The following is a 15,206-nucleotide window of genomic DNA, read 5'->3' on the forward strand; positions in this document are numbered from 1 at the left end:
GAGATGCTTCGACTCCGCTCAGCATGACGGGCAGTAGTAGGCAGTTCTAGTACACGTCCTCTAAAAAGCGGCGTGACTTCTTCAGCTTTTTCAGGTATTCAGCGGCGTATTCTTCGCCTAGGCCACTCTCTTGGCCGATGATGGTGAGCAGGGCGCGTTGCACATCGGCGGCCATGCGAGTTTTATCACCGCACACGTAGAAGTAGGCGCCGGTTTCAAGCTGATCGTAGAGGCGGCGGCCCTGCTCCAGCAGCCGGTGCTGGATGTAGATTTTCTGTTCCTGGTCGCGGGAGAAAGCCACGTCGAGGCGGTCTAGCGTGCCCTTTTTCAGGTGCTGTTGCCACTCGGTTTGGTACAGAAAGTCAGTGGTGAAGTGGGGGTTACCAAATACCAGCCAGTTGCGGCCGGCCGCGCCGGTTTCGGCCCGTTCCTCCACGAAGGCCCGGAAGGGAGCTACGCCCGTGCCAGCCCCTACCATGATGATGTCGGTGGCGCCATCCTGGGGCAGCTTGAAGTACTCGTTACGGTCGACCCACACGCGGGCAGTGTCGCCCAGGTTGAGGTGGTCGGCCTGGTACACCGAGCAAGCGCCGTGCTTGTCGCGGCCGTAGGCCTGGTAGCGCACGGCCCCCACGGTTAGGTGCACTTCCTCAGGGTGCGCGAGCAGGCTGCTGGCAATGGAGTAAGCGCGGGCGGGCAAGGGCCGCAGCACCGCCGCCAACTGCTGCCCCGAAAGCTCCACCGGAAACTCCGTAAGCAGGTCGGCCACGTCGCGGCCGTAGAGGTAGTTGGGCAGCTGGGCTTTATCGGCCAAAATTTCACGCAACAGGCCGTGCTGCGGGGCCAGGGCCGCGTAGCGCTCCAGCACGTCGCGCGTCACTACCGACAGTTCCAGATGCTCCGTGAGGGCGCTGGTCAGGTCCAGTTCGGTGCTTTCCAGGCGTACGGGGGCGTTGGCGTTTAGGTGAGCAGCTTGCAGAACTTCCTCTACCAGGGCGGGGCGGTTCGTGGGCTGCACCATCAGGGCGTCGCCGGCCTCGTACTGAATGCCCGAGCCTTCCAGCGAAAACTCCAAGTGGTACGTCTCCTTCGTAGAGCCGCGGCCATTGAGCTGGATTTTCTCCAGCAACGGCGCCTGAAATGGGTTGCGGCTTGTGTAGGCCACTGCAACCGGCGCGCCTAGGCCACCCGTCAGCACCGATGGCAACACGGCTGGCGCTGTTGCTACTGCTACCGAAGCAGCCGGCGCGGGAGCCGCTGCTGGGGCCGACTTCGCCAGCACTTCCAACACCTGGGCGGCCCACTTACGGGTTTCATCCTCAAACTCCACGTCGCAGTCTACGCGCTCCAGCAGGCGCTTGCCGCCCAGCTCGGCCAGACGCTGGTCGAACTCAAACCCAGTTTGGCAGAACTGCAGGTAGCTTTTATCACCGAGGGCTAGCACGGCATACTGCAGCTCCGGCAGCTTGGGCGCGCGGGCGCTCAGCAAAAATTGGTGCAGCTCCTCTGCCGCAATAGGTGGGTCGCCCTCACCTTGGGTGCTCACTACCACCAGCAGTTGCTGCTCGGTTTTGAGGTCTTTGGTGGGGTAGTCGTTCATGTCGCGCACCGTGGCAGTGAGGCCTTTCTGGCGCGCAATCTCCGCTGTAATGTTGGCGGCCTTCTTACTGTTACCGGTTTGGGAGCCGTACAGAATAGTAAGCTGGGCGGGGCCGGCCGGAGCCGTAACGGCAGCTGCCATGCCCGGCTGAGTAGCTGGGGTCGGCTGGCCCGCGGCGGCCCGACCGTAGAGGTAGCCGCTCAGCCAAAGCAACTGCTGCTCGGTGAGCCCGGCCGTCAACTGCTGGAGCGTGGCCTCATCGAAGCCAATGGGAAGAGTAGGAGAAGGAGCAGTGGTCATGGAAAAGAGAGCAGCAGCGCGAGAAAAAGAGTTAAGCCACTTCGGCGTAGGCCGGTAGCAGAGCGAAAACATCAGTAGGCAGTGTCTCCGCCAGGTTTTCGGCGGTGGCTAAGCGGGTTACTTCGCCCACCAGAATGATGGCTGGGGCCCCAATGCCGGCCTTTTTAGCTAGGGTTGGCAACTGGGCGACTGAGCCCGCCACGAAGCGCGCTGTGGGCAGGGTGCCGTTTTGCACAATGGCGGCGGGTGTATTGGCTTGTCCGTGTTGCGTATAGAGGGCTACGATGTGGTCCAGCTCCCCCAGACCCATCAGGATGACGGTAGTGGTGCGGGAGCGGGCGGCTTCGGCCACGCTGCCGGATAGCTCGCCGGTGGCGGTGGTAGCCGTAATCACCCGAAAGCCTTCACTGGCGCCGCGGTGCGTCACCGGAATGCCCACGCTGCCCGCCGCGGCCACGGCACTACTGATGCCGGGCACATAATCAGTGGCTAGGCCATGCTGCTCAGCGTAAAGCATTTCTTCCCGGCCGCGGCCGAACACAAACGGGTCACCGCCCTTCAGGCGTACTACGTGGCCGTATTGGTGAGCGTGCTCCACAATCAGGGCGTTGATTTCGTCCTGGCTATAGCTGCGCAGGCCCCGGCGCTTACCCACAAACACGGTAACGGCATCGGGGCGGGCGTGCTGGAGCAAGTCATTGTTAGCTAGTGCGTCGTAGAGAATTACGTCGGCCTCACCGAGCACCCGCGCCCCTTTGAGCGTGAGCAGCTCCGGGTCGCCAGGGCCGGCGCCGAGCACTGTAAGACGGGGCGTTTTCATCATGAGAAGTGATGGGGTGATGAGGTAATGGGATGAAGAAGTGATGGATGGAGGAGGTGATAGGTTATGAGGAGAAATGCAGGATGACGCTGTAGATCAAACTAGTGTGCTTTTACCCTTACCCTCATCACTTCCTCACCCCATTACTTCACCACCTTATTTAGATTGAAAACGCCACCGGCGGCGCTACCGGCGCGGTGAAGTACTCGGAGTTGGCTGCTTCCACCAGGCCGGCAGCTACAGTGTCGCCGCTCAGCTCATCTACCAGAATAAAGGACCCGGAAACCCGGTTGTCCTGATAGGTATCGACGGCTAGCGGGAGGGCGGTTTTGATGCGCACCCGCACGATGTCGTTTAGCTGAGCCGATTCAGCCGCGCCTTTGGCGAAGGTTTGCACATTCACCTTGTAGAGGATGGCTGGAATGGCGGCTTTCACTAGCGTAGAATGATGCTGCACCAACAGCTTGCGGCCCGGCCAAAGGGGCTGCTCGCTCATCCAGCACAGAGTAGCCTCCAATTCCCGGGTAATAGTGGGCTGCTGGCCTAGGGGCACGATAGAGTCGCCGCGGCTCACGTCCACGTCATCACGCAGCCGGATTACCACGGCCTGGGGTGCGGCGGCAGATTCAACTTCCTGCTGACTTACCTCTAAGGCTTCAATCTCTGATTCTAGGCCAGAAGGCAGCACCAGCACCCGGTCGCCGCGGCGGTATTCGCCGCTTTGGATTTGGCCAGCGTAGCCCCGGTAGTCGGGTAGCTCGGCAGTTTGGGGCCGGATAACATACTGCACCTGGAAGCGCGGCTCGTCGGCGCGCTCCTGGGTGCCGGGCACACTTTCCAGGTGCTCCAGCAGGCTGGGGCCGGTGTACCAGGGCAGGTGCGTGGAGCGCGTAACCACGTTGTCGCCCTGCAAGGCGCTGAGCGGAATGGCTACGGCCGCTGGCAGGTTGAAGTGGTTGGTGAGTTCGGCGTAATCGGTGGCGATTTTAGCGAAAACCGCTTCGTCGTAGCCAACCAAGTCCATTTTGTTCACGGCCAGCACGAAGTGGCGGATGCCTAGCAGCGCCGCAATCAGGGTATGACGGCGCGTCTGCTCAATCACGCCCTGGCGGGCATCTACCAGCACAATGGCGAGGTCGGCGTTGCTGGCACCGGTTACCATGTTGCGGGTGTACTGCACGTGACCGGGCGCGTCGGTAATGATGAATTTGCGGCGGGGCGTGGTGAAGTACTTGTAGGCCACGTCGATAGTAATACCCTGCTCGCGCTCAGCCCGTAGGCCATCCGTCAGCAAAGCCAGATCCACAGTGCCGTTAGAAGCCTGCCGCTTTTCCAGGGCCGCCAGCACGTCCAGCGATACCGATTCGGAATCGTAGAGCAAGCGGCCAATCAAGGTGCTTTTGCCGTCGTCAACGCTGCCGCACGTGATAAATCGAAGTAAATCCATTTTGGTGATGAGGTGAAAAGTGATGGGGTGAATAATGTTGTTGAGGGATGGAGTAGGTGAGGTAGGAGACCATCTTGGTCCGGTTCTTTTCACCTCATTGCTCCATCACCTCATCACCTCAATCAGAAATAGCCGTTGCGCTTGCGGTCTTCCATGCCGGCTTCGGAGATATTGTCGTCGAGGCGGGTGGCGCCCCGCTCGCTTACTTTGGCCAGCAGCAGGTCCTGGATGATGTCCTCCACGGTGCTGGCGTCGCTTTCCACGGCGGCGGTGCAGGTAGAGTCGCCGACGGTGCGGAAGCGCACCTGGCGCGTCACGATTTCGTCGTCCTCATCGAGGCGTAGGTGCTCCGACAGGCCTAGAAGCTGGCCCGTAGGCAGCACCACACAGGTACGCTCGTGGCCGAAGTAGATGTCGGGCAGTTGAATGTTTTCGCGCTGGATGTAGCGCCATACATCCAGCTCCGTCCAGTTGGAAATGGGGAACACGCGCACGTTTTCGCCTTTCTGGATGCGGCCGTTGTACACGTTCCAGAGCTCGGGGCGCTGGCGCTTGGGGTCCCACTGGCCAAACTCGTCGCGCACGGAGAAAATGCGCTCCTTGGCGCGGGCCTTCTCCTCGTCGCGGCGGGCGCCGCCAATGCAGGCGTCGAACTCAAACTCTTCGATTACCTCCAGCAGCGTGTAGGTTTGCAGGGGGTTACGGCTCGGATACTTGCCGCCCGGTTCCCGCAGGCGCTGGCGCTTGATGGTGTCTTCTACTTTGCGCACAATCAGCTTTTCGCCCAGGCGAGCGGCCAGTTCATCGCGGTAGGCCAGTACCTCGGGGAAGTTATGGCCAGTATCTACGTGCACCAGCGGGAAGGGGAAGCGGCCGGGGCGGAAGGCTTTCTCGGCCAGTCGCGTGAGCACGATAGAGTCTTTACCACCCGAAAATAGCAGGGCGGGGCGCTCAAACTGGCCCGCTACTTCCCGCAGGATATGAATGGCTTCGGCTTCCAGCCGGTCGAGGTAATCGAAATGGGGGGTACTCATGGTATTGTCGAGATGACCGTTTTGCAGTGGGCGGCGGTAGAGACGCGTATTTGCGTCTGCCGCGTGCTGATGTTGTGTAGGACTGTTGTAGGCCTGTGGTCTTAACCCGCGGGCACTGGCTCTACCACGGGGTCGGGGCCGTTGTGGTGGGCGGTGGCGTGTAGGCCACATTCCTTGGCCGAGAGGTCTTCCCACCACCAGCGGCCGGCCCGGAAGTCCTCGCCCGGCTTAATGGCCCGGGTGCAGGGGGCGCACCCAATGCTTACGAAGCCCTGTTGGTGCAGCGGGTTCACCGGAATGCCGTTTTCCTGGGCGTAGGCCACCGCTTGCTCCCAGGTCCAGTCGAAGAGAGGGTGAACTTTGGTCAGCCCATGAGCGGCATCCCACTCCACGGGGTCCATAGTTTGCCGGTTCTGCGACTGCTCAGCCCGGATGCCGGTTACCCAAGCTTGCTGCCCCGCCAGCGCCCGATTCAGGGGCTCTACTTTGCGGATATAGCAGCACTCCTTGCGGTTTTCCACGCTCTCGTAGAAGCTGTTTGGTCCTTTTGTGAGCAGCAGCTCCTGCACGCTTTCTTGGCGCGGAAAGTACACCTCAATGGGCTGCTCATACTTCAGCAAGGTCTTGTTCCAGGTGGAGTACGTCTCCTGAAAATTGCGCCCCGTATCCAGTGTAAATACCTTGATAGGGAGCTCATTGGTGAAGATTAAGTGACTAATAATCTGATCTTCCAGTCCGAAGGAGGTGGAGAAGACGGCTTTGCCAGGGAAGCGTTCTGCCACTAGGCGCAGGCGCTCTAAGGTAGTGGCAGAAGTGAGCCGAAGGCGCAGGTCGTCGAGCTCGGGCAAGACGGCCGGCGCAGCTGATGCTGCAGACATAACAAGAAGGGGAAGGAGGGGAGGCTGCCGTAAAGGCAGCAATCCGGCCGAAAATGGCCCGGGCAGGTTGGCATTGTCGCGGCGCGACAAATACACATTTTCGCCGGGCGAAATAGGCGGGTGCAGGCGATTCAGCCGGACGCGAACTTACGCACGTCAGAGGAGCTCAATCAGCCTACAAACCAAGAAAAAGGAGGAGTGTGGCCCTTAGCAACAACAACACGCCCCAGTCATACAGACGAGGCTAGCCATACCACAACACCCATGCTGTACAGCAGCGGAGGTGGCAGAAGCGGCGGAGTTGATGAAGCGGTTCACGGCGTTGTTGTTTTTATATGGTCAGGACTTGGCACCGTTCCGCACTTACGGATGGTTGCCGGCGCTTCGTAGAGCCTGTCTCTCCACGCCTCTGTATAAAAACAATCCTTTTGTGGGTAAAGAATTGGTACTACAAATGTACTGGTCGAAATTTTACACTTCCAAATTTTATTTTTTCAGCAGGTGGATTTACCGCTGCTGCTGAACGCAAAAAATGGAAATGCAAAGGTGGGAGAACCAGCCATTCGGGCGTATTAACTATATCGGGTGCTACATGTTTTTACAAACGTGTAATTAATAGGTTGAATTGGGTTTAATTAACTGATTATTATTGTGTTATACTTAATTTGAGTATCTGAAATTATATGAATAGCGCAGGCAGTAACAGCAATACTGTTACTTGAAAAGGCAAGAAAATAGTAAAGGAATTGGTACTCCCGCCGTGCTTATCTAATAAATCGGCGGCCGAATTTCAGTAGAAACTCAGTGGCTTCAGGGGCTGAATTAGTTAGTAGAATCAGTCCGGCGTACAGAACAGTCAGTACCGCAGAGCGAAGCACCATCGTCAGGAAGAAGGAGGGTAATGCCGGAACCAGCCAGGCCACTCCGCCCGCCACGGCAGCAATGCCGAGGATGAGGGGAATGCGCCAGGTAAAGGGCTGCATGCGGTAGCTGTACCATACAAACCAGGTGCGCGCCAGGTTGATGCTCACCTGGGCTACGCAGGCGGCCACTGCCGCTCCCACCATGCCCAGGCGCGGTATCAGGAGCCAGTTCAGCACCACCGTCAGCAGGGCCAACGACACGTTAAAAACCAGATCGTAACGGTAGCGGGGGGAGGTAATGACAATCAGGCCATTGACGCCGGTGATGCCATCGAAAAGCTTACTGCCGAGCAAGAGCAGGACGACTACCGTGCCTTCGGCGTAGCTGGCATTGCGCATCAGGGAGTAGATAAAATCCAGGTTCAGCCCGATGCCCAGAGCCAAATAGCAGCCCAGCAGCGTGTTGAGGCGAGTGGCGCGACGGTAGAAGTCGGCCATGCGGGGCAGGTCCTGCTGTTTCCAGTAGTCGGCGAGGAGGGGGAAGGCTATTTTGTTGAGGGAGCGGGCCGGAATAGCCAGGGCCGTACTGATGTAGCCGGCCACTGCATAGATGCCGGCCGCCGCCACACTCACCTGCGCGCCCACCATAAGGGTGTCAATAAACATGATAATGCTGCCCGACAGGCTCCCCAGCAGAGTAAAAGAGCCCATGCCCAGCAGCTCGCGCAGGGGGCGCACCGTGAATACCTGCCGCGTAGGCCGCCAATGCAGCTCCCCGATAAAGGCTACGTAACCGGTTAGCAGCAAGGTGATGGCGCCGTTTACGCCCACAAACCACAGCACATAATCCGGAAAAGACAGGAACCCGAACCCAAACAGTAAGGCGCCCCCAATAACCAGAACCCGCAGCAGCACATCCTGCACAAAAGAGGAAAAGGCCGTGTGGTACAGCGCCTTCAGGTAGGCATCCTGCACTGAGTACAGCATGGTAAACAACGCCAGCATGGCGCCCCAGACGTAGTAGGGCGCCAGCAAAGGCGCGTCGGTGCCGTACCATTGCAGCAGCACTGGCCTACCCAGGAAATACAGCGCCGTTACCACCGCAAACCCCAGCAACGGCACGCCCAGCAGCAAGGGCAAAAAACCCCGGTGCCCCGACTCCGGATGGCGGAAGTAAGGAAAGAACCGGATGCCCACGCTGGCAAACCCGAAGGCCGCAATCTGCGCATACAGCGTGGCCACCGAGGACAGCGTAGCTGTAACGCCGAGCTGCTGGGGCGCGAGAAAATTCGGTAGCACTAGGGCTGTGCTGATAAACCCTAGCCCTAGCCCGATGTAAGAGATAATCGTATTGCGCAGCCCCTGCCGCAGAACTATGCCCAAGTGGTGAAATGGTGAAGTGGTTAATTTGTGCAGTGACGAAGAGACCAAGAGCACGTCATCCTGAATCTAAGCAAAGGAGCTTTTCAGGTAAGAACGACTGGACTAAAACAGTCCGTGCTGACGTGGTAAGGTCCTTCTCTTGGCCTCAAGATGACGTGCTGGTAGGCTTGTTCATTTCACCAACGATATCCTGGCCGTTGACGAAGGCCACAGCACGGCTGCGAAGGTACTCCATGATTTCGGCGAACTGACGCGGACCCGTATTCTTGTTGGCCGGGTCAAAATTCTCGTTGTGCCAGAGCAGCGTGCAGACACCACCAAACCGCTCTATTTCCTGCAGCATCGGCGTTATGGCTGGCAGTATCTCCTCGGGTGCCAACTGCAGGTAACGTGGATGGTGCAAGGTGGCATCCATCACGTTGAGCGGTATTTCGAGGAAAGTACACTCTTGCCTTAATTGGAAATTGAATGGAAAAAACGGCAAGCAGTAGGAATTTCGGAAGCCGAAGTGTTCAGCAAAGCCTAAAGTCGAGTCGTAGCAAGCAGGAATAGATTCAACTATTAGTGGGGTAATAGTAGGTTCCCATTTCAAATAGTGAAATCGGTTGCCCAAGTAGATGCCCGAATCAAATGGTAAATCCACTATTTCTCTCATAGCAGCAGTTTCTAGCGCCAACTTGACGCTATCGGCATTTATGCTACCATGAACTGCTACTTCAGCTGTATTTCTGTGTAAGTGACGGATCTGTGTCACAAGCAGTGCCTGCTGCACTTTATAATCCGCATTCGGTGTGCCATTGGCGGCTTTGCGGTGCTCGGGTAGGAAGAAGAACGTACTCTTAGCTTCGTAGCTGGCTACCGTTTGCTGCACCTCTTCCAGATTATCCCAGGCATCTTTCTGGGTGAAGTGCTGCCAGAGGTGCCGGGCCAGGCTAGGCCAGTCGCGGCGCTGAATAGCCGCTTTGGTGGGGGCCTTCCAGGCGCTGTAGAGGTTGTCGATATCGTGGGTGACGAAGGCCGCCCATTGCGCACCGTTCAGCCACGTACGGGGTTGCAGGGAGTGGCCTACCATATGCTGTATTGCTGTTTTGAGCACATCGAAGTAGTAGTTAACTACTGGCATCGTCACGAAACCGTACTGCCGCTGCACACTGGCCGCGTACGGAAACCGGCCGTGCTGGTCACGCTCCTCGGAGTAATATTCCTGCCAGCCGCTGAGCAGGTAAAACGCCCCCGAAATAATATCGGCATTGATGATAGGATGCCCACTTGGAAGCAGTTCCAGCAGCGGCCTCTGCGGCTCCGCGTCGAAGAAAAAGGGTACCGACTGGCCTAGCCACTCCCGCATATTAGGCGCCGCGGGGTATGGGTTCGTCTGGCTGAAAAACCCGCCGGCGCCGTCCGCTACTTGCAGTTGGGGTTGAGTATCCACATAGCCGATGGAGATATCGGGCACGTTCTCGTAGGCCAGTCGGAAATGGCGGAGCACGTAGGCCAGTCGGGTTTCGGTGGAAACCGGCTGGGGGGGTGTTGCAAAGGCGGGAGCGGGCATGGCGGCAAGTATAGCAAGTTTTGCAGATGACGGTTCCCGCGGAGGTTTTCGCAGAGGACGCTGAGCTGTTCTAGGCCTGCTTTGTAAGCCAATCGTCTAATAAACGCAATGCGCGTTGCTGGCTGCGGCCTTCATCGGGCGTACCGAGGGTGGCATTGTAGTAGGCGGCGCGGCGGTAGAGGTCAGCGGGTTTGTGCTGCTGGTAGCGGCGGAGCAGTGTCGATAATTCGGGCAGGGTGTTGGCGCGTTCTACCAAGCCGTGGGCCACGTAGCCGTAGTAATCGTCGGTGATGCCGTGGGTGCCGAAGCGGTAGTAGATACTAGCCAGATTTAGCAGCGTCGCCTCCAGATGGGTGCTGGTATCGGCGGCAATGAGGGCGTCTTGCTGCTGCAGAAACTCGAAGACGTTGTGCTGGCGGGCATCCGAGAACTGTAGCTGCGGGTGCTGCTGGCGCAAGAAGGAGAAGTCGCGCGTATCGCCGGGGTGGGGACGGAAGGTGAAGGTGAGAGTTGGAAACTCTCGCAGCAAGTGGCCTAGCGACTCAGCAATGGCCTGGGTGTCATCGAGGGCGTTGCAGGCCAGGCCTACGCGCTGTACCGTGGGGTTTTGGTTTTTCGAGGCTAGAAAGGCATCCGCTTTGGGCATGCCCACCAACTCCGTATGACCGTGCACGGGGCCGCACTGGCGGTATTTGTCCAGTGCGTCCTGACCTTCGAGCAAACTCAGATCGAACCCCAACGGCGGAAAGTTGGTGCTCACGCTGGCGTGCTGCACGTAGGCCGTGGGCACGCCGCAGGCGCGGGCGGCCAGCAGCAGGGCGCGGGCATCATCATTATGGTCGTTGGCGAAGACGATAGCCTTTGGTCGGTAGTGCCGCAAGGCCCGACAGTACACCTCATAGTAGCCAATGGCGTTGAAAATCAGATCAAAAAAACGCCACGCCTTGCGGCCTTCCGTGCGCCAGAGGCCTAACAATACCTTCGGCAATTGCCGGTAATACAGCAACTTACGCCGCAATGACAATCGGTTTACTTGCCGGTTGTAGCGCCCTATCTGCTTGCTCTGCCCCGCTACCAGCACGCTATCCATCCGGGCTTCGCGTACAAAGTGTAACGAGTCGTAGTTGTTCTGACTCACCACGTAGAGCCACACCTTGCCCCGCAACTGCTCTGGGTTGCGCACCGGCCGAAACACGTTGCCCACCAGCCGCACGGCCGCGTAGCCCGCCACCTTCAGTAGCCGCTTCAGTGGCCTAGCTGGCGAAATAGGTTCCAGCATGTGCGCCGGCAGGGCCGCAAACAGGTCAGTAAAGCGCAGTTGCAGAATGTCGCGCAGGCGGGCGGTGGGAGTGGCAGGAACGTCGGGCATTAAGTAAGCGGCAAGTCGAGCAGGTAAAGTTGTAGAAGAGGCGACTAGCTGGCCTAGAACAACACTGAATGACCGTCATGTCGAGCGAAGTCGAGACATCTCGCGTGCTAATGGTGCCATTATACCAGCACGTCATCCTGAGTGGAACGAAGAGTCTTGCACATCAGCACGAGGCGCTAGGCCAGTCGTTCCAGCGTGACAAGATCTTTCCTGTGTCAGGATGACGTGCGAGTGTGTTGAGTTAGCATGGCAACATCAGGCCGCGAGATGTCTCGACTCCGCTCGACATGGCAGTGCTTATGAAAGAAGCTTTATTAATCCGGTACAGCTTACAGAGCGTCCCAAGTAAGGGGGGTGCCGGCTTGCAAGTGTTGGCGGGCGGGCTTACCCAGGAGCTGGTCGTAGTAGCGGGGGGGCAAACCGTCGCCGGGGCGCACTACGCGCAGGTTGTCTTTGGTAAATACCTCACCAGCTTTGATGTCCTGGGCCACGTACAACGAGCGTTTGTAGAGGCGGCTTTTTTCTTCGGCTCGCTGCACACCGTACTGCACCTGGCCTAGCGCTTGCCAGGCCCGCTCGGTTTCCGTTACCAGTTGGGCTACTTCCTCGGGCTCCAGAGAGAAGGCCGAGTCTACGCCTCCGTCGGCGCGGCGCAGGGTCACGTGCTTTTCTACTACGCAGGCACCCAGGGCCACGGCAGCCACGGCGGCGCCCACGCCCATGGTGTGGTCGGAGAGGCCTACGAGGCAGTCGGGGAAGAGCTGTTGGAAGTGGGGTAGCGTACGCAGGTTAGTGTTTTGCGGCGTAGCGGGGTATGTGCTGGTGCACTTTAGCAAAATCAGCTCCTTACAGCCCGCGGCGCGTAGCACCTGCACGGCCTCTGCCACCTCAGAAAGCTGACTGGCTCCGGTGCTCATGATAACGGGCTTACCCGTAGCGGCAACCCGGCGGAGCAAAGGCCAATCGGTGTTTTCGAAGGAGGCAATTTTGTAGGCCGGTACGTCGAGGGTTTCTAGAAAATCCACGGCGGTTTCATCGAAAGGCGAGCTGAAAGCTAGCATACCGTGCTCCCGCGCCCGATCGAACAAGGGCTTGTGCCACTCCCAAGGCGTATGGGCTTCCTGGTAAAGCTCGTGCAGCTCGCGGCCGTACCAAAGGGAGCTGGGGTCGTCGATGCGGTAGGCGCCGGGCAGCGTCATGGTATCGGCGGTGTAGGTCTGGAGTTTGATGGCGTGGGCACCGGCCGCCGCCATAGCATCTACAATCGCTAGGCCCCGGTTGAGGTCCTGGTTATGGTTGCCGCTGAGCTCGGCAATGATGAAAGGTGGCTGGTCGGGGCCGATGGGGCGGGGGCCGATGGAAATCTGCATGCTGCAAAAATACGAAGCCCCGCGGGAGGCGGGACTATCGGTTAAAAGTAGGCGTCGGGTTCAGTGGGACGCGAGTGTTACTAGGCGCAAAGTAGGCGCCGCTGATATGTGCTGTAGAGACGCGTATTCATATTTCAGTGGCAGAATGATTAATAACAGAACAGTTGGTCCAGGGCGATTAGCCTAGAATGGTTACGATTATAACTTCGGCAACGAAGAAACGCATATGTGCGTCTCCACAGCATTCTGGCCTAGCTGATCCTTCGCACTCAGCCCATTATGCGTGGCTGCTGATCTACCACCGCAGCCTGCCAGCCAAAAACAACCCGGTTATCTTTCGATGAAGTGGACACTAACCTTTGATAACCTGCCCGCTCAAATGCTCTAATAGAAGCCACGTTGGCTGGCTGCACGTGGCCTAGCACCCGCCGTACTTGCGGAAACTGCGCCGTAACCTGCCGAGTGCCGGCCAGCAGCAACAAAGCGGCCAGGCCCCGGCCCCTAAATCGGGCATCCAGCAAATAGCTTAGCGTGGCTTCCTCGCCCTCCACGGCAAACCGGATCAGGCCGGCGGGTAGGCCGGTGGCAGCGTCTTGGGCCAGCAAAAGCAGGGCTTGAGGGTCGGCGAGGCGGGCAGCCAGCCACTGCCGGTGGTCGGCGGGTGCCACGGGGTTGGGGTTGAACGAGTGCTGTCGTACCGCCGGCTCGTTGGTCCAGGCCAGAAGCTGGTCGGAGTCGGCGGCCGTAACGGGGCGCAGGTAGAAGGGTGGGGGCGGCAGGAGCAACGAGGTAAACTCCTGATGAAGCCGCTCGGCCGTCAGCCCGTCGAACACGTTACGCTGCGCCTCTTGGAGTTGGCTGGCAATGCGAGCTGCTTCGGGCGAGGTTAGCACGTTGGAAGCCGAGGTGTAGGGTAGGGCTAGGCCTGCCTGCCGCAGATACTGGGCTATATCGTATTGGTTGTCGGCAACCGGTAAAATGAACAAAAGGCCCCCGCCAGCCGCGCAATACTCGTAGCTCACCGTGCTGGCTGAGCACACGGCCGCCCCGCACTGGTGCATCAGTTCAGCCAATTGCTCTCCGGTAAGGTTGCGGTGCAACAGCAGCCGGGGCTGATCCTGGGCCCAGGATTGCAAACTATCCCAGTTGGCGTAGGCGCTGCCCACTACGGCATGTACCTGCGGGGCCGAGGGCAAGTCTAGCAAAGCTGCCGCTACACGTTGGGTTTGGTAGGTGGGGTCGGCGCCGCCTAGGCACACCAGAATCTGGTTCGGGTCGGGAGCCTCGGTGGTTTCCCGGGGCTGGCGGAAAGCTGCTCGCAGCGGGGCATACGCTGGCCCACTGAGCAAACGCGCGCCGGGCTGGCGCAACTCATATTGTTTCAGGGTGATGCCCCCGGCCGGGTTCAGGATGAGGTCGGCGGCCAGGGGGTAGCTGTGCAGGTCGTCAAGGTACACCAGGCGGGATATTGCCCCGCGCACCGTGTTTTGGTACTCGTAGCGGAAGTCATACCCATCGAGTACTAGCACATCAGTAGGACGTAGCACCTGCCGTACCAGCTCGGCGGCTTCTTCGGGCAGCGGCCGGAGCGGCAGTTGCTGCACTTCAAGGCCCCCGGCAGTGAGCTGCTGCACTAGCTCCGGATCGGGTTGCCGAATCAGAAAAAGCCGTTCAGCGGCCAGCGGAGCCAGCATCTCCGCCAGGGCCAGCAGGCGCATCACGTGGCCTAGGCCTATGCGGGAGTTACCATCGGCCCGAAATACAAGGCGGGGTATCCGGACCGCCGAAGCCGCCTCAGCGGTCGAAACAGAAGTTTCCATGCCCCGAAAGTAGGGAGCCCGCCCGTAACCGCCGGTAGTGGCCTAGATTTTCTTCTGCTCCACGTGGGCGTTCAAGGCCACCAATTCCGGGTGTTGGTCGAGAAGAGCAATGAGTTGATCAGCGGATAAAGTGGCCGCGCCGTGCTCCTCAATGAGCTGCCGAATCAGCTCAAAATCCTCGGCCGTGTCTACGGTCAGGCGGTAGGCACTAGCGTCGTGGGGGCGCCGCACGTGCCGGAACCGCACGCGGCCCGAACGGTTTTGGTGGATGTAGGGCGTCACGTGCTCCCGGTCGCTCGCCAGGGTGGCGTGCTCGGCTGCCTCCTCTAATAGTTCCCGGGAGAAAATCTCGAAGTCGAAACCCCGCGGAAACGTGCGCTCTAATACGTTGGACAGGTAGAGGCGCGCGTCATCCGCCCGCACATACTCTTGCACCGCCTGGCCTAGCAACTCCCCGTCCAGCAGGGGGCAGTCGGAAGTCACCCGCACGATTACATCCAGCTCATGCTCCCGGGCGCACAGCGTGTACCTCGACAATAAATCGTGCTCATCACCGCGCACGTAGGCCAGTTGGTGAGCCTCCGCAAAGGCTGCCAGTGGGTCGTCGGTGTCGTTAAAGGTAATAGCCAGATACAGCGAAAAACCACTGGTCTGCAGGCGCTCTACGTGATAGTGCAGCAGCGGCTGGCCCGCTATAGGCATGAGTACTTTGCCCGGCAGGCGGGTGCTGGTCATGCGGGCCTGGGAGATGATACCAACTTTTTTCACAG

11 protein-coding genes and 1 riboswitch are annotated in these 15,206 nt (G+C 59.2%); all 11 genes read right to left on the bottom strand.

From position 1 onward, the window contains the following. Window positions 1-46: 46 nt before the first annotated feature. The 11 genes from EU556_RS13380 to EU556_RS13430 all read right to left on the bottom strand — a co-directional run bounded on the left by EU556_RS13380 (window position 47) and on the right by EU556_RS13430 (window position 15,204). Complete coding sequence (locus EU556_RS13380) at window positions 47-1,900, bottom strand: assimilatory sulfite reductase (NADPH) flavoprotein subunit (protein WP_135434593.1); 1,854 nt, start codon at window positions 1,898-1,900, stop codon at window positions 47-49. Between the two features lie 31 nt (window positions 1,901-1,931). Beyond that, window positions 1,932-2,723, bottom strand: a complete 792-nt coding sequence (gene cobA / locus EU556_RS13385; protein WP_317128715.1) for a uroporphyrinogen-III C-methyltransferase — start codon at window positions 2,721-2,723, stop codon at window positions 1,932-1,934. Window positions 2,724-2,880: 157 nt separating this feature from the next. Next, window positions 2,881-4,167, bottom strand: coding sequence for a sulfate adenylyltransferase subunit 1 (locus EU556_RS13390; protein ID WP_135434594.1), 1,287 nt, complete (start codon window positions 4,165-4,167; stop codon window positions 2,881-2,883). A 122-nt stretch (window positions 4,168-4,289) separates the two neighbouring features. Further along, a complete protein-coding gene (cysD, locus tag EU556_RS13395; protein WP_135434595.1) occupies window positions 4,290-5,201 on the bottom strand; it encodes a sulfate adenylyltransferase subunit CysD in 912 nt (303 codons plus the stop codon). Between the two features lie 101 nt (window positions 5,202-5,302). Then, a complete protein-coding gene (locus tag EU556_RS13400) occupies window positions 5,303-6,079 on the bottom strand; it encodes a phosphoadenylyl-sulfate reductase (protein WP_135434596.1) in 777 nt (258 codons plus the stop codon). Window positions 6,080-6,407: 328 nt separating this feature from the next. After that, window positions 6,408-6,499, bottom strand: a riboswitch (SAM riboswitch). A gap of 344 nt (window positions 6,500-6,843) precedes the next feature. Continuing rightward, window positions 6,844-8,325 carry a lipopolysaccharide biosynthesis protein gene (locus EU556_RS13405; protein WP_135434597.1) on the bottom strand — a complete coding sequence of 494 codons (1,482 nt, stop codon included), beginning with the start codon at window positions 8,323-8,325 and terminating at the stop codon, window positions 6,844-6,846. A gap of 145 nt (window positions 8,326-8,470) precedes the next feature. Continuing rightward, a complete protein-coding gene (locus tag EU556_RS13410) occupies window positions 8,471-9,877 on the bottom strand; it encodes a DUF7033 domain-containing protein (RefSeq protein ID WP_135434598.1) in 1,407 nt (468 codons plus the stop codon). Window positions 9,878-9,947: 70 nt separating this feature from the next. Next, window positions 9,948-11,246: a glycosyltransferase family protein gene (locus tag EU556_RS13415; protein ID WP_245327632.1), complete on the bottom strand. Its 1,299-nt coding sequence runs from the start codon at window positions 11,244-11,246 to the stop codon at window positions 9,948-9,950. A 329-nt stretch (window positions 11,247-11,575) separates the two neighbouring features. Further along, entirely contained in the window at window positions 11,576-12,616 is a 1,041-nt protein-coding gene (gene pseI, locus EU556_RS13420) for a pseudaminic acid synthase (protein WP_135434599.1), read from the bottom strand. A gap of 269 nt (window positions 12,617-12,885) precedes the next feature. Next, on the bottom strand, window positions 12,886-14,436 hold the full coding sequence (pseG, locus tag EU556_RS13425) for a UDP-2,4-diacetamido-2,4,6-trideoxy-beta-L-altropyranose hydrolase (protein ID WP_135434600.1): 1,551 nt from the start codon (window positions 14,434-14,436) through the stop codon (window positions 12,886-12,888). 42 nt (window positions 14,437-14,478) lie between these two features. Then, entirely contained in the window at window positions 14,479-15,204 is a 726-nt protein-coding gene (locus tag EU556_RS13430) for a cytidylyltransferase domain-containing protein (RefSeq protein ID WP_135434601.1), read from the bottom strand. Window positions 15,205-15,206 lie beyond the last annotated feature (2 nt).

It is taken from the genome of Hymenobacter fodinae, assembly GCF_004745825.1.
Classification (GTDB): domain Bacteria; phylum Bacteroidota; class Bacteroidia; order Cytophagales; family Hymenobacteraceae; genus Hymenobacter; species Hymenobacter fodinae.

Coding starts and splice junctions, on each gene's coding strand:
- cysD (WP_135434595.1), bottom strand. CDS start 5,201: ATGAGTACCCCCCATTTCGATTACCTCGACCGGCTGGAAGCCGAAGCC.
- EU556_RS13410 (WP_135434598.1), bottom strand. CDS start 9,877: ATGCCCGCTCCCGCCTTTGCAACACCCCCCCAGCCGGTTTCCACCGAA.
- cobA (WP_317128715.1), bottom strand. CDS start 2,723: ATGATGAAAACGCCCCGTCTTACAGTGCTCGGCGCCGGCCCTGGCGAC.
- EU556_RS13390 (WP_135434594.1), bottom strand. CDS start 4,167: ATGGATTTACTTCGATTTATCACGTGCGGCAGCGTTGACGACGGCAAA.
- EU556_RS13380 (WP_135434593.1), bottom strand. CDS start 1,900: ATGACCACTGCTCCTTCTCCTACTCTTCCCATTGGCTTCGATGAGGCC.
- EU556_RS13400 (WP_135434596.1), bottom strand. CDS start 6,079: ATGTCTGCAGCATCAGCTGCGCCGGCCGTCTTGCCCGAGCTCGACGAC.
- pseI (WP_135434599.1), bottom strand. CDS start 12,616: ATGCAGATTTCCATCGGCCCCCGCCCCATCGGCCCCGACCAGCCACCT.
- EU556_RS13415 (WP_245327632.1), bottom strand. CDS start 11,246: ATGCCCGACGTTCCTGCCACTCCCACCGCCCGCCTGCGCGACATTCTG.
- pseG (WP_135434600.1), bottom strand. CDS start 14,436: ATGGAAACTTCTGTTTCGACCGCTGAGGCGGCTTCGGCGGTCCGGATA.